At 63.3% G+C, this 15,134-nt stretch carries 11 protein-coding genes; 5 read left to right on the top strand and 6 right to left on the bottom strand.

Features of this window, described 5'->3' with window-relative positions; all coding sequences use genetic code 11:
• The 4 genes from RMP10_RS10690 to RMP10_RS10675 all read right to left on the bottom strand — a co-directional run.
• Window positions 1-303: NAD(P)H-binding protein (locus RMP10_RS10690; RefSeq protein ID WP_310570278.1), on the bottom strand; the 303-nt coding region annotated here is incomplete at its 3' end.
• A gap of 154 nt (window positions 304-457) precedes the next feature.
• Window positions 458-2,674 carry a S9 family peptidase gene (locus RMP10_RS10685; RefSeq protein WP_310570277.1) on the bottom strand — a complete coding sequence of 739 codons (2,217 nt, stop codon included), beginning with the start codon at window positions 2,672-2,674 and terminating at the stop codon, window positions 458-460.
• A 426-nt stretch (window positions 2,675-3,100) separates the two neighbouring features.
• Window positions 3,101-4,054, bottom strand: a complete 954-nt coding sequence (locus RMP10_RS10680) for a M20/M25/M40 family metallo-hydrolase (RefSeq protein WP_310570276.1) — start codon at window positions 4,052-4,054, stop codon at window positions 3,101-3,103.
• On the bottom strand, window positions 4,051-5,412 hold the full coding sequence (locus tag RMP10_RS10675) for a DUF4403 family protein (RefSeq protein ID WP_310570275.1): 1,362 nt from the start codon (window positions 5,410-5,412) through the stop codon (window positions 4,051-4,053). Before RMP10_RS10675 ends, RMP10_RS10680 begins: the two co-directional genes overlap by 4 nt.
• A gap of 67 nt (window positions 5,413-5,479) precedes the next feature.
• Between RMP10_RS10675 and RMP10_RS10670 the strand changes: the two genes are divergently transcribed.
• Window positions 5,480-6,196: a hypothetical protein gene (locus RMP10_RS10670; RefSeq protein ID WP_310570274.1), complete on the top strand. Its 717-nt coding sequence runs from the start codon at window positions 5,480-5,482 to the stop codon at window positions 6,194-6,196.
• 28 nt (window positions 6,197-6,224) lie between these two features.
• Here the strand turns inward: RMP10_RS10670 and RMP10_RS10665 are convergent, their stop codons facing one another.
• Window positions 6,225-6,467 (bottom strand): GDCCVxC domain-containing (seleno)protein, encoded by a 243-nt coding sequence (locus RMP10_RS10665; RefSeq protein ID WP_310570273.1) that lies wholly within the window; start codon window positions 6,465-6,467, stop codon window positions 6,225-6,227.
• Window positions 6,468-6,564: 97 nt separating this feature from the next.
• Here RMP10_RS10665 and RMP10_RS10660 point away from each other — a divergent pair, with 97 nt between their 5' ends.
• Genes RMP10_RS10660 through RMP10_RS10645 form a run of 4 tightly spaced genes read left to right on the top strand, consistent with a single transcriptional unit; the run spans window position 6,565 to window position 13,733 of the window.
• The gene (locus tag RMP10_RS10660; RefSeq protein WP_310570272.1) at window positions 6,565-8,151 is read left to right on the top strand and encodes a class I SAM-dependent DNA methyltransferase; all 1,587 of its coding nucleotides are present in this window, start codon (window positions 6,565-6,567) and stop codon (window positions 8,149-8,151) included.
• 46 nt (window positions 8,152-8,197) lie between these two features.
• On the top strand, window positions 8,198-9,487 hold the full coding sequence (locus RMP10_RS10655) for a restriction endonuclease subunit S (RefSeq protein ID WP_310570271.1): 1,290 nt from the start codon (window positions 8,198-8,200) through the stop codon (window positions 9,485-9,487).
• Entirely contained in the window at window positions 9,484-10,542 is a 1,059-nt protein-coding gene (locus RMP10_RS10650) for a virulence RhuM family protein (RefSeq protein ID WP_310570270.1), read from the top strand. Before RMP10_RS10655 ends, RMP10_RS10650 begins: the two co-directional genes overlap by 4 nt.
• Window positions 10,539-13,733, top strand: coding sequence for a type I restriction endonuclease subunit R (locus tag RMP10_RS10645; RefSeq protein WP_310570269.1), 3,195 nt, complete (start codon window positions 10,539-10,541; stop codon window positions 13,731-13,733). The genes RMP10_RS10650 and RMP10_RS10645 overlap by 4 nt, the downstream gene beginning before the upstream one ends.
• Window positions 13,734-13,755: 22 nt before the next feature.
• Here the strand turns inward: RMP10_RS10645 and RMP10_RS10640 are convergent, their stop codons facing one another.
• Window positions 13,756-14,931: a tetratricopeptide repeat protein gene (locus RMP10_RS10640; protein ID WP_310570268.1), complete on the bottom strand. Its 1,176-nt coding sequence runs from the start codon at window positions 14,929-14,931 to the stop codon at window positions 13,756-13,758.
• Window positions 14,932-15,134 lie beyond the last annotated feature (203 nt).

Below are 15,134 nucleotides of genomic sequence, written 5' to 3'. Positions count from 1 at the left end.
GCGCAGCTCGCGTCCGGCGTTGACGACATTGCGCGCCGCGATCCGGTCGCGTGCGGCACAGTCCGCGGAGTTCGTCATGGAGTGGTCGAGGTAGTACGCCGTGTCCGCGCCCTCGAGCGCGCGCGCGACTGTGACGGGGTCCATGAGGTCGCCAGTGACGACTTCAACCCGATCTTCCCACCAGCGCCCACGGATGCGCTTCGCATCGCGCACGAACACACGCACCGGCAACCCGAGCTCAACAAGCCGAGGCGTGAGGCGCCCTCCGATGTATCCGGTCGCGCCGGTGATGAGGACGGTCATGGGAGGGGATTGCGTCGAATCGTCGAAACGTCGAATCGTAGTTTGTGTGATAGCGCTAAGTTGCGAAGGCAGCTGACTCTGAACGAATCGTGCCAGCGGTCGTTCCCAGCACTTCGACGATTCGACGTTTCGACGTTTCGACGATTCGACCAGCCTACGGCGTCCCCGCCGCCGCCCTCGTCGCCGGGTCCTTCGGCTTCTCGCCCTGCAACCAATAGCCAAACCACTGGCGCAAACGCCCGAGGCGATCTACCAACAGCCACGGCTCACCCGTGCGCGAGAGGTCGTGGTTGGAGCGCGGATAGCGAATCATCTCTACCGGCACACCCTGCTTCTTGAGTGACATGAACCAGATCTCTGCGCTGCCCATTGGGGTGCGATGGTCCTCTTCGCTCTGGACCATGAGCATCGGCGTCTTCACCTTCTGCACGTAGCGAATTGGCGACAGCGTGTCGTACAGCTTCTGGTTATCCCACGGCTTGCCGTAGAACTCGAACTCCGTGAGCCCCTGCGCATCGGATGAGCCGTACCAGTACGTCCAATCGGTGATTGTGCGATCCGTCTGAATTGTCTTGAAGCGATTGGTCTTCGTCGCAATCCATGTCGTCATGAAGCCGCCGTACGAGCCGCCCGATGCACCCATGCGCGTGCTGTCGATATCCGGGCGCTTCGCGACGATGTCGACCGCTTTCATCAGGTCCTCGTAGTCCTCCATACCCCAGCGGCCGCGCGTGCTGTACGTGAAGTCCGCGCCGTAGCCACTCGATCCACGCGGGTTTGTGAACAGCACCGCGATGCCCTGCGCCGCGAGATTCTGGAATTCATCGAACCAGCCTTCGCCGTACGCGGAGTGCGGGCCGCCATGGATGTAGAGCACTACGGGATACTTCTTGCCGGCCTCGTAGCCGTACGGTTTCATGAGCCAGCCTTCGATCTCCATGTTACCGACGCTCTTGTAGGTAAAGCGCTCGGCATCGCTCCACACGACATCCTTGTTCACGTCATCATTGAAGCGCGTGAGCTGACGTTCACCGACGCCATCGGCCGTCGCGACAAACAGCTCGGTGGGCTTGGTCATGGAGGTCGACGTGTACGCCATCACCTTGCCCGCGGCGTCGTAGCTCGCACCGCGCAGCTGACGACGACCACCGACCAGTTCCTTCGGTGCCGACTTGCCAGTGAGATCGGCGCGCAGCACGGCAGACCGTCCGCCGATGTCGGCCGTGAACTGTAGTTGTCCCGTCGTGAGCCAGAACAACGAGCCCGGCTCGAACTGCCAGTCGCCCAGCAGATTGCGAGGCGTCCCACCCGCGACGTCCACGACATAGATGCGGGCCGACTTGATACGCGACGGACGACCCACAAACGCCAGCTGCTTGCTGTCAGGCGACCACGTGATGTCCGACTCGGCGCCCATCCACTCGCTCACCTTGCGCGGCGTGCCGCCGGTGCTCGCCATGACGTAGAGATCCGTGTCGTTGCGATCGGCCTCGTCGCGTGCCTTGTTGTACGGCAGCTTGGCGAGCGAGTCACGCTCGAGGTCCATCACCGAATCCGGACGCAGTCGCGCGTCGGCGATGAAGGCGATCCACTTGCCGTCGGGGGATACTTCGGGCGAACGGTGCGAGTACAGCGTGGTCGTCAGCTGCTGCTTGGCCGTGTCGCCCACCGTCTGCCGCCAGAGCTGCGCCGGACGCCAGCTGCGCGCCTCGGCACGACCCGGGACAAAGCCCACACCGTTCACCTTGTACGACATGTCGGTCACATGACGGCCATCGAAGCGCGACGGCTCGGCCGGACGCGTGATCGCATCGAACGTCGGCTTGGCCATCGGCTGCATGCGGGCGAACGGATTCGCGGAGTTCCGCGCGGTGGTGTCGCGGCGGGCGGGTTCCGTGAACACCGCGAAGGCACCGCTCAACGGCATCGAACCGTTCGGATAGGTACCAATTTGGATCGCTTCGCCACTCGGCTGATCGAGTCGAATCGCCCACGTGCTGCCCTGCCCGCCGGCGCGTTGCGAGGTGAAGAACAGGTACTTGCCGTCGGGCGACCAGCGCGGGTTGCTGCTTTCGGTGCTCGGCGATGTCCACCGCTGCGGCTCTCCGCCGGCGGTGTTCACCACCCAGATCTCGTTGTGCCGCTTGTTCTCGGCTTCGACGGCCTTAGTGACAGTCATGGCGACCCGCTTGCCGTCGGGCGAGACCGCCGGACTGCTCACATTCACGACGCGATACCAGTCGGCCAGCATCATCGCGCGCGGGCCCTTGGGAAGCTTGCTCGCGGCCTGCGCGGCCGGCGCCAGCTGCGCCACGATTGCCGTCGGGGCAGCGAGTAGAACGGCAGCCCACGTCGCCGCACGGCGGGACAAGTGGCTGCAAGAAGTCAGTCTGAGCATAGTGGTGCTCGAGGTGGGAAACTTGGGGAATCCAGAGCGGGACTCTGTCCGCGAAAAGTACTGATCTGTGATAGAAGGCGCATTGGCCGCTTGCCACGGAGCAGTCTGAGCCCTAGCATGGTCGCTGTGCGGTGGAGCGACCGCGCAAAACAACCGCGCGTTCCCGGTCTCCAAGCGGCTTGGAACGCACCCGTAGGATCTCGGTGGCCGTCTGCCCGAAGTCCCACCCTATTTCGAGGAGGTGATCATTTGTCTAGTCATAGTTCCTTTGCCGGTTCGTCCTGGGCAACCGATCTCCTGATCGACGCCCGGTAACGGGTTTTACCGGTTCGGGATCGTTTCGAACCGGCAAGGAGTCAGAAGGGCCGCAACGGATCACTCCGAAGCGGCCCTTCTTCCTTATCTCGCGGTTCGCGTCACGGTGTTCAGCTTCGCGTCCGCCGCCCGCACCAGCGCATACGCATACTCCACCGTCCCGCGATAAAACGTCGGGTCCACCTTCTCGGCGTCGTCACCCGACTGGTGGTAGTCGTCGTGATCCTCAACCCCCAGATACAAAAACGGGATCCCCTTGGAATGAAATGCCGAGTGATCTGACGACCCAGTCCAATCGTCGCCCGGCTTGAGGTTCTTCGTGTCGTGCCCGAACCGGATGGTAACCGTCGCCTTGCTCGCGGCCTGCTCGGCGATGGGTTTGAGCGACGGCGTGTGCGACGTGCCTGAGACCCAGAGCGCCTTGCCGTCCTGTCGCGCAATCATGTCGAGGTTCACGTTGAGCGCGATACGATCGATGGGTAGCGGTGGGGCATTCACGAACGCCTTCGATCCCACCATCCCCGATTCCTCGGCGTCGAAGAACGCGAGAATCACATCGTGTTCCGGTGGCTCTCGCAGCAACCGTTCGGCAATCGTGAGCAGCGCCACGCAGCCACTCGCGTCGTCGTCGGCCCCATTGAAGACCACACCGTTGCGCACACCCAGGTGATCGTAGTGCGCACTGAGCACCAGCACGGGACCAGTGGAGTTCTTGCCGGGGATGCGCGCTACGATGTTTGCCCCGGTCGTGTGGGCGCCGGCTCGTGCGCGCAGTGCGACCGGCATGGTGAAGCTCCCGCCGAACGGCTTGGCCGCCATCGCGGTGAGCTCCTGCACGAGGTACGCGCGGGCGCGCACCGAACCCGCGGTGCCGGCGCGACGGCCTTCCATGCTGTCCGCCGCCAACGCACCGAGCCGCTGCATGATCCGCGCGGTGGTGGCGTCGCTCGCGGGGGCGCTCTGGGCCTGCATCGACGGCACGCTGCCTACGATCGCCATCGCGGCCGCGCACAGGTACTTGTTGACGTGTACCGTCATTGAAACCACACTCCTGATTGTCCGGTGAGTCGCGCCGTGACCACGAAGGCCGTTGCCGTCGCGGTGACATCGATTATCTGCAAGTCGCGCACACTGCTACCCATCACCACGCCGGGCGCCATCGGCCCGTTCAGCTTGCGCATCAACTCCGCACGCACCGAATCCAGCTGCGCGCCGAGCGCCACGCGTCCGCCATTGGTGGCGCGCCGCACGGCACGTCCCACGAGCGGCGCGCCGAGAGTGGCTTTTACCCGTGAGAGCTTCCCACGGCTCTCCAGCGACCAATCGAGGTCGTCCAGGCGGATTTCACGAGCGATGGCATCCCATCGCACCCGTGACGTAAGCGACAGGCGTCCGCGCAACGATCCCGAGACTGTGAGATCGATGCGCACGCTGTCGCGCATGCCGCGCACATGGACGCTGTCTACGCGCACACTGCCGCTCGACGTTTCCTGCGACAGGAGTAGCGCGGCGCGACGTTCGAGTTCCGCGAATGGCAGTTCCACACTCACCGGAACCGTGTACTCCATCGGCGCCGAACCAAGGGCGAGTACGGGCAGCGGCTTCCGCCGCACGACTGGCTTTGCGCCGGCGATCACGCGTGGTCGCGCATACAGTACCATCGTGGTGATGATGCTCGGCCCGTTGCCGCGGAAGGGGGTCACCTGCACCGCCTGCGGATCAAGCATGAGCCACAGCGTATTCGTGGAGTCGAGCGCCGTCGGCTCGAGAAAGCTCTGCCAGAGCGAATCGGCCAATGGCTTGAAGTCGCCGACGGTGGGAATCGTGGAATCCGCCTCCGCCGCGAACAACGCGAGCTGCTTGTCGATGACACCCTGCAACGTCTTCGTGGCATCGACCCCGAGTGCCGTCACCATGCAGCGGTCCACGAGTGCGGCCACCAGCTTCGTGTTACGCGCACCGATCTTCCAATCGCGTCGCCAGTAGAGTGAGGTCGTCATGGACGTGCTGGCGCGTCGCATGGCCTCCGGCGCGTAGCCACAGCTGGCGACCCGGGCACTGCCACCGATGGTGCCGAGTCGGGCGCGATAGGCCAGCTTCGTGTCGATTAAAAGCTGCGGTCCCTCGGCGCGCAGGCGCAGCGGTTCGCGTCGATACACGTACTGATGGCACACCAAGCCGATCGCCGCGCAGCGGGCGGCGCTCAGCGAGTCACTGACCGGGAAGAGCGAATCGAGTGACGGTGTAAGGGCGCTGAGCACGTACGTCACGCGCACGGGAACGACGGCGAGGTCGCTGGACAGCGTGGGTCCCGACGCGGGTGCCGAGACGGCGGCGGGCTCCCGCGTGGGGTTGGCCACCGGGGCCGTGTTACGTGCACAGGCGGCGACGAGCACGACTCCGGTATGTTGGAACAGGCGTCGCCAATCGATGACTCGTGCTGCCACTCTACTCCTCTCGACCATGTCTGCTCATCACGTCTCTGTCCGTCGTCGATTCCTAGCGGCGTCCATGCTTGCCTGTACGCTAGCGACTGTCACGCCCGCGGTGCTGGCCGCCCAGATGGGTGGAATGGGGGGCGGTGGCATGGGCGGAGGTGCCGGTGGCCGCGGCGGCGGCATGGGGGGAAGAGGCGGCCCGGGCATGGGCGGCAGTATGAAATCGCCAGCGGCGATGGCGCGCGAACGGATCGAGAAGGCCGACCCGATCGAGTTCCTGCTGGATCGCAAGAAACCGATCGAGCTCACCAAGCCACAGCAGGAAACCTTCAAGTCGCTGCGCAAGGAAATGCGGCACATGCAGGAACCGCTGTTCAAGGACCTCGATAAACTCTTCGCCGACATGCCGCAGCGTGGCGGTCGCGGCGGTGGTGCGGCGCCTGGCGGTGGGATGGGTGGAGGTATTCCCGGCGGGATGGGCGGGGGCGCGGGGGGGTCAGGGCGCGGCGGCGGACGCCCCGATGGCGAGCAGTCTGGCGGTGGACCAGGAGGCGGGGCGTCGGATACCGTACGCGCGGTCATGAGCAAGCTCTCCGATATTCAGGACAGCTTCCGTGATCGGGCCAGAGAACAATTGAACCCCGAGCAGCGCACGCGTGCCGATTCCCTGCAGCAGGTGATGCTTGAGGAGGAGCGCGCGAAGTTCGAAAAGGAGCGCGACACGCGACGCGATCGGCGGTAAGCGGTCGCTGACGCTCACTGGGGGACGATCACGTCCCGCTGAGTGACTCGGGGTGTTTCGACGCTGGAGTGCAGCAGTCCGTGCTACCCGCTTGGATCGGCGGACAGGGCACCGAGCCGAATGAACAGAACACGCAGCAATCACCGGCGTTCGGCCGCAGGAGCACCTTGCACGCGCTGCACTCGTGGAAAAAGAGGCAGGCGTCGGTCGGCATCTCGAGCGGCTCGACAGCACCGCAGGCCGGACAGGTGAGATCGGAGCGAAGTTGCATGAAAGGATTGTAGCGGTCGGGCCGCGCTTACGCTGTCCGAAGGTCAGACCCTGGGGCTAAGTTGGTGGGCAACTTCACACTGGCCCAACAGGGACGAATGGCACGTACGAAATCCAAGGACAGTTCCAGCTCCACGGCGAACATCGGCTTCGAGGCCAAGCTGTGGCTCACGGCCGACAAGCTGCGCAACAATATGGACGCGGCGGAATACAAGCACGTCGTGCTGGGGCTGATTTTCCTCAAGTACATCTCTGACACCTTTGAGGAGCATCGTACCAAGCTGCTTTCGGGCGACGGCGACTACGCCGGCGCCAATCCGGAAGATCCCGACGAGTACAAGGCCGAAAACGTGTTCTGGGTGCCGGGCGAATCGCGCTGGTCGCACCTGCAGGCCAGTGCCAAGCAGCCCAACATCGGCAAGTTGGTGGACGACGCCATGGTGGCGATCGAGCGCGACAACCCTCGCCTGAAGGGTGTGCTCCCCAAGGACTACGCCCGCCCCGCCCTCGACAAACAGCGCCTGGGTGAGTTGATCGACGTGATCGCCACCATTGCGCTCACCGCCGCCAGCGAAGGCGAGAAGACGCACCGCTCGGTGGACCTGCTCGGCCGCGTGTACGAATACTTTCTCACGCGCTTTGCCAGCGCCGAAGGCAAGAACGGCGGACAGTTTTACACGCCGAGTTGCGTGGTGCGCTGCCTGGTGGAAATGCTGGCGCCGTACAAGGGCCGCATTTATGACCCGGCCTGCGGCTCGGGCGGCATGTTCGTGCAGTCGGAAAAGTTCGTGGAATCGCACGGCGGCCGTCGCGGCGACATCAGCGTGTACGGACAGGAGAGCAACGCCACCACGCGCCGTTTGGCGGTGATGAACCTGGCGTTGCGTGGCATCGAGGCCGACTTCGGCCCCGAGCACGAAGACACCTTCCGGCGCGACCTGCACCCCGATCTGCGCGCCGACTACGTGTTGGCCAACCCGCCGTTCAACGACAGCGACTGGTTCCGCAAAGACGACGACGTGCGCTGGCAGTACGGCGTGCCGCCGAAGGGGAACGCGAACTTCGCGTGGGTGCAGCACTTCATTCACCACTTGGCGCCGCACGGCATGGCGGGCTTCGTGTTGGCGAACGGTAGCATGTCGTCGAGTCAGAGCGGCGAAGGCGAGATACGGCGTGCCATTGTTGATGCCGATTTGGTGGATTGCATGGTGGCGCTGCCGGGGCAGCTGTTCTACAGCACGCAGATTCCGGTGTGCCTGTGGTTTGTAACGCGCGACAAGGGCGCGGACAAAGCGCGCGGATTTCGTGATCGGCGCAGGCAGACGTTGTTCATCGACGCGCGGAAGATGGGCACGCTGATCGATCGCGTGCACCGCGAGCTCACGGATGCGGATCTGGATAAGATCACGGGTGTGTATCACGGCTGGCGCGATTCGGCGCCTGCGGTGGCGTACGAAAATATGACCGGATTCTGCAAGTCGTCGACGACGACGGAGATCGCAGCGCACGGATACGTGCTTACGCCGGGTCGGTATGTGGGCGCAGAGGAAGTGATCGACGAGGGCGAGCCGTTTGAGGAGAAGATGCCGCGGCTGGTCGCGGAGCTGCAGGCGCAGTTCGCGGAGTCGGCGGAGTTGGAAGGGGTTATTCGCGCGGGCCTCGAGGCGATCGGATATGCCGGCTAGAGGCTGGAGCACGACCACCATCGGGGCGCTGTGTGACGAAGGTTCGATGGTCACTCAGACCGGACCATTCGGATCGCAGCTTCACTCATACGACTACGTGCCTTCCGGGGTACCGGTTATTCCCACTGAGGCCATCGGACGACGCCGACTATGGATTAATGGAGTTCCCGAAGTCTCCGAGGAAACTGCTGCACGACTAGTGCGGCATCGCCTTAAGGCAGGCGACATCCTTTTCGCTCGCCGCGGGGTTCAGGCGACAGGCTTGTCGGCGGTTGTGACGAAGCGTGAAGAAGGATGGTTGTGCGGAACCGGCGCGATTCTGCTCCGCGTATCAAGTGCAGCTATTGATCCCGAATTCCTTTCGTTCTACTTGTCGGCAAACGAATCGGTGCTTTGGCTCAAGCAGCATGCCGTGGGCGCGGTAATGCCGAACTTGAATGAAGGTGTGATTCGTTCACTTCCGGTGACGCTTCCTCCGATTGCCGATCAACGTGCAATCGCGGCGATCCTTGGCGCGCTGGACGACAAGATCGAGTTGAACCGGCGGATGAACGCGACGCTTGAGGCCACGGCGCGCGCGCTGTTTCAGAGCTGGTTCGTAGACTTCGATCCCGTTCGCGCCAAGCTCGATGGCCGCACGCCCGTCGGACTTGATAAAACGACTGCTGCACTTTTTCCGGATTCGTTTGCAGAAGCCGAGATCGGCCATGCACCTTCGGGTTGGGAACTGCGCAGTCTCGACAAAGCGGCCCATTTCCTCAATGGGCTCGCGCTCCAGAAGTATCCACCGCGTGATGGTGCAACTCTGCCGGTTATCAAGATCGCTCAGCTTCGTAAGGGCGATTCCGTCGGGGCAGAGCTCTGCAGCGCTGACCTACCCTCAGCGTACGTCGTCGAGGATGGAGACGTGTTGTTCTCGTGGTCTGGTAGCTTGGAAGTCGAATTGTGGTGTGGCGGTGCCGGCGCTCTGAATCAGCATCTGTTCAAAGTCACCTCGGCGGAGTTCCCGAAGTGGTTCTACTATCTTTGGACGCGCCAACACCTTGAGGAATTCCGTTTGATCGCAGCCGACAAAGCCACGACAATGGGGCACATTCAGCGTGGGCACCTCAGCGGGGCAAAGGTATTAGTTCCCCCTCGGCCGCTACTTGAAGCGATGACTGAAATACTGGCACCGCTAGTCGACCAGATCGTCGCGCAGCGAGTTCAATCCCGCACCCTCGCCACCCTTCGCGACACCCTCCTCCCCAAACTCCTCAGCGGGGAACTCCGCCTCACCAAAGTCGACCACGATGCAGGGTTGGCCACGGCATCAAAGATGGAGGCCTTCGCATGACCCTCCCTCCCGAACCAAGCTCCGCCCTCATCCTCTATCAAACAGAGGACGGCCGAACCCGCATCGAGTGCCGCTTCGAGGATGAAACAGTGTGGCTGTCACAGGCGGTGCTCGCGGACCTCTTCGACAAGGATGTCCGAACGATCAATGAGCATCTCCAGAACATCTTCGCCGAGGGCGAGCTCGACCATTCGGCAACTATCCGGAAACTCCGGATAGTTCGAACCGAGGGCCGTCGAGAGGTCACCCGCGAGATCGAACACTACAACCTGGATGCCATTCTTGCCGTCGGCTTCCGTATTCGCAGTCACCGGGGCACCCAGTTCCGCCAATGGGCTCTGGGCCGCTTGAGCGAGTACCTGGTGAAAGGCTTCACCATGGATGACGAGCGTCTCAAGAATCCGCCGGGGAAGGGCCAACGGGACTACTTCGACGAACAGCTTGAGCGCATTCGCGACATTCGTTCGTCCGAGCGACGCTTCCACCAGAAGGTGCTGGACATCTATGCGACGAGCGTGGACTACACGCCCCACGTGGAGATCTCGCAACAGTTCTTCGCCACCGTGCAGAACAAGATGCACTGGGCAGCGCACGGGCAGACCGCTGCCGAGGTCATTCACGCCCGCGTCGATGCCAGCAAGCCGCATATGGGTCTCACGTCCACACGTCCAGGCGGTATCATCCGCAAGGAAGATGTGTCGGTGGCCAAGAACTACCTCGACGAACGCGAACTGGGCACGCTGAACCGCATCGTTAACGCGTTCCTCGAATTCGCGGAACTGCGGGCGATGCAGCGGAAGGTGATGACGATGCGCGACTGGATTGCGAAGCTCGATGAGTTTCTCAGCATCGCCGACCACCAGCTGCTCGACCATACCGGAGGCATTTCCGCCGAGCAGGCCAAGGCGAAGGCCGAAATCGAGTACGCGCGCTACCGACAGTGGCTCGATACCCAACCACGTGCGGTGGACGCCGACTTCGAAAAGGCCGTGTCCGACATGAAGGCACTACCGAAGTCGACCGCACCGAAGAAGTCCAAGCCGCGCAAACAATGACCCTGAATGAAGCCATCGTCGAAGAGGCCGCCCTCGCGTGGTTCGGGGAACTCGGCTACGCCATCGGCCACGGGCCACACATCGCCCCCGGTGAACCGGCGGCCGAACGCGATGGCTTCACCGATGTCGTTCTCGTACAGCGCCTGCGCGACGCCATCGCACGACTGAATCCCGCCATCCCCGCCGACGCGCGTGACGAAGCACTCCGAAAGGTGCTGCGCGTGGCCCTGCCCTCGCTCACGCAAACCAATCGCACCTTCCACACGTGGCTGCGCGATGGCGTGCCGGTGGAGTATCCGCGCGCTGACGGCAGCATCGCCGGCGACCACGCGCGGCTCGTGGACTTCGCCAATCCGAGTGCCAACGATTGGCTCGCGGTGAATCAGTTCACGGTGATCGAAGCGCATCACACGCGTCGTCCCGACATCGTGCTGTTCGTGAATGGCTTGCCCCTGGGGCTCGTGGAGCTCAAGAACCCGGCCGACGAAGACGCCACGATCTGGAGCGCCTACGCCCAGCTGCAGACGTACAAGGCGGAGATTCCGTCGCTGCTACAGTACAACGCCGCGTTGGTCGTGAGTGACGGGTTGCAGGCGCGCATCGGGTCGGTCACGGCCAATCAGGAGTGGTTCAAGGTGTGGCGCACCATCGATGGCGATGGTGACGCCTCGAAGTCGGCGCTGGAACTGGAAACGCTCGTGCGCGGCGTGTTCGAGAAGCAGCGTTTCCTCGACTTGCTGCAGCACTTCATTGTGTTCGAGGAAGATCCCGACAACGGGTCCGTACACAAGATTCTGGCCGGCTATCACCAGTTCCATGCCGTGAACGCCGCCGTTGAAGAGACCGTCCGCGCCAGCGGGATGAACGTGCGCCGCGACCAGGTCCATGGCACCACCGGCACGTACTGGGCCGGCGCCATGAAGGGCGGCAAAGCGGGCGACCGTCGCGCCGGTGTGGTGTGGCATACGCAAGGCAGCGGCAAGTCGTTCTCGATGCTGTTTTACGCCGCGCGCGTGGTACGACACCCGGCCATGCGGAGTCCCACGCTGGTGGTGCTCACCGACCGCAACGATCTCGACGATCAGCTGTTCGGGCAGTTCCTACGCTGCACCGAGCTGCTCGGCGAAACGCCGGTGCAAGCGACCGGGCGTGAACATCTGCAGGAGTTGCTGAACCGCGCCAGCGGCGGTGTGGTGTTCACCACCATCCAGAAGTTCATGCCCGAGCGCGGCGAGGCCATGCCGGAGCTCAGCACCCGTCAGAATATCGTGGTCATCGCCGACGAAGCGCATCGCAGCCAGTACGGCTTCGCCGGAAAGGTGAACGAGAAGACTGGTGAGATGACCTACGGTTTTGCCAGCAACCTACGCGATGCCTTACCCCACGCGTCGTTCATCGGCTTTACCGGTACGCCCATCGAACAGAGCGACGCCAACACGCGCGCCGTGTTCGGCGACTACATCTCAATTTACGATATCCAACGCGCGGTGGCCGATCACGCCACGGTGCCGATCTACTACGAGAGCCGCATCTCCAAGCTCGCGCTCAACGCGGCCGCCTTGCCGCGAATCGACGCCGAGTTCGAGGAGATCACCGAAGGCGAAGAGCAAACCCGCAAGGAGAAGCTCAAGAGCAAGTGGGCTGCGCTCGAGGCGCTGGTGGGCGACCCCAAGCGCATCGCGCTGATCGCCGCCGACATGGTCACGCACTTCGAGAAGCGGATCGAAGCGATGGACGGCAAGGCGATGGTCGTCTGCATGAGCCGTCGCATCGCGGTCGATTTGTACGACGCGATTGTCGCCATACGCCCCGAGTGGGCCAGCGCGGTGAACGATGATGCCGACGCCGAGCAACAGCGCGCGCTTGTGGTAAAGGTGGTGATGACCGGCAGTGCGGACGACGGCCCGAACTGGCAACGACACATTCGCGGGAAGGACAAGCGGCGCAAACTGGCCAACCGGTTCAAGGATGCGAAGGATCCGTTTCGCATCGTGATCGTGCGCGACATGTGGCTCACCGGCTTCGATGCGCCGTGCCTGCACACGATGTATGCCGACAAGCCGATGCAGGGACATGGCCTGATGCAGGCCATCGCCCGCGTGAATCGCGTGTTCCGCAACAAGCCGGGCGGGCTGGTGGTGGACTACCTCGGGCTGGCCGATCAACTCAAGCGTGCGCTGGCCACATACACCGAGAGCGGCGGCCAAGGCAACCCGACCTTCGATACCACTCAGGCGATTTCGGTGATGCTGGAGAAGCACGGCGCGGCGTGCGACATGATGCATGGCCTCGCGTGGGAGACGTGGACCACCGGCACACCGGCGCAGCGCTTGGCGCTCATTCCCGCCGGCCAGCAGCACATCCTCGAGCAAGAGAACGGCAAGTCACGATGGGCGCAGCTGCTCATGGAGCTGTCGCGCGCCTTTGCCCTCTGCGCCGCCAGTGACGAGGCCACCGCCATTCGCGACGACGTCAGTTTCTTTCAGGCGTTGCAGGCGGCGCTCGGCAAACAGACGAGCAACAACCGCAAGAGCCCCGAGCAGATCGATGCGGCTATCCGCCAATTAGTGAGCAGCGCGATCACCACCGAAGGCGAAGTGATCGACGTGTTCACGGCGGCGGGTCTCGCCAAGCCGGACATCAGCATTCTGAGTGATCAGTTCCTTGCCGAGGTGCGTGGACTCAAGCACAAGAACGTGGCGGCCGATCTGCTCGAGAAGCTGCTCAAAGACGAGCTGAAGGTGCGGTCAAAGCACAACCTCGTGCAGGCGCAGGTCTTCAGCGAGAAGCTCAAGAAGACGCTGAACAGCTACCACAACCGCGCGATCTCCACGATGCAGGTGATCGAAGAGCTGATCGCGCTGGCCAAGGAAGTCGACTCAGCCGCCAAACGCGGTGAGGCCATGGGCCTCACGAATGATGAGCTGGCCTTCTATGACGCATTGGCGTCGAACAGCAGCGCCAAGCAGGCCATGAGCGACGACAAGCTCAAGGTCATTGCGGCCGAGCTGATCACGCAGGTGAAGAAGAGCGTGAGCATCGACTGGACGCTGCGCGAGAGCGCCCGAGCGAGGATCCGGGTCATGGTGAAGCGGATCTTGAACCGCTTCGGCTATCCACCGGATCTTCAGGAAGAGGCAGTGAAGACGGTGCTGGCGCAGGCGGAGTTGCTGTGCGTGGACTGGGTGTGAGACGACATGATGGTCTGAGTGTTCACCGTGCGCGTGCCGTGACCAGCCAGCCGTTCACAGGCTGACCCGCCTCACGTCGAAGTACCACCTGCTCTATCTCAGTCACGTCGAAGCCGCTGTCGGTCAGCGTCGCTTCGACATAGCTCCGCTGATGACAGTACCGGCCGTGGGGCTGCAACCTCCACGGCGGGCTCTCCGCGTGATCAACGTGCGCCTCGTCGGTGAGCGTCTCGACGGTAAACAGCAACCAGCCACCATCGGTGAGACTGCCTCGGGCCGTCTCGGCGAAGCGCTCAAGAGCACCGAAGTAGCAGAGCGTGTCGGCGGACACGATCACGTTGAACGACTGTGGGCGAGCGCCGAAGAACTCCACCAGTTCGCCTTCGTGCAGCGCGTCGTACACGCCTTTGGCGAATGCCTGTTCCAGCATCCGGGGCGACAAATCGATGCCGGTCAGCTCGCTGGCATAGGGCCGGAGGAACGGTGCGCACAGGCCGGTCCCACAACCGGCGTCGGCGATGCGCCATTGTGCGTTCGGCGCACCGAGCAAGTGCGCGAGGTAGGCCCCCAACAGCTGCGGTGCCGCGTAATCGAGCCGAGCTAGCGTGTCCTCGAAATTGATCGCGAACGGGTCGAACACCTCTCGAACGTAGTCCGCCGATGCGACCGTCGGAACGTCGGCCCCGCTGAACGCCGCGTGATAATGGCGGACCGCGGCATCGTTCGGATCGTCAGCAAACCACTGTTGATAGAGTTCCCGGGCCTCGTCGACGTGACCCAGCGCCCGGTAGACCACGCCACACATTCCTCGAATTGCCACGTTGTCGGGGTCCAGCCGACGTCCCTCCAGGCAGTGCTCCAACGCTTCCTGCATGCGACCGGCCGCAATGCACACCTGGGCCAGATTCTGACGGGCGTGAATAAAACTTGGATCGAGACGAATCAGCCGGCGAAAGAGCTGCATGGCCTCGGTATGCTCACCGCGGCCTGCCAGGATCACGCCAAGCGTATTCGCGGCATCGATGCAATCCGGCTCGAGTCGGAGCGCGTCGCGGTACGCCGCCGCCGCTTCGTCGACCTGGTCACGCCGAAAGAACGCATCGCCGAGCGCAAGCAACGCGGCTGCGTTGTGCGGGGTGTCGCCGGAATCGCGGGTGTTCGATTCCAATCCTAGGAACGCAGGGAGTTCGGTGGACATTGACGGGTCGCCGGTGAGAAGGCGCGCGCGGGCAGCCTTTGCGTGCGAGGTCAATGTTGACGGTGGCGGATTCAACCAGTGAGTGCAACAGGGCGTAGTTGCACACACTCACTGGAGCAACGAGATGGTGGAGCGAGGTCGACCGGGGCTATCGAGGGCGGAGAAGAACGTGGTGTGGGTGCAGTATCGGGCGGGAGCGTCGT

The sequence above is a fragment of the Gemmatimonas sp. genome (genome assembly GCF_031426495.1).
Lineage (GTDB): Bacteria > Gemmatimonadota > Gemmatimonadetes > Gemmatimonadales > Gemmatimonadaceae > Gemmatimonas.
This window is presented reverse-complemented; position numbering and strand designations above follow the sequence as displayed.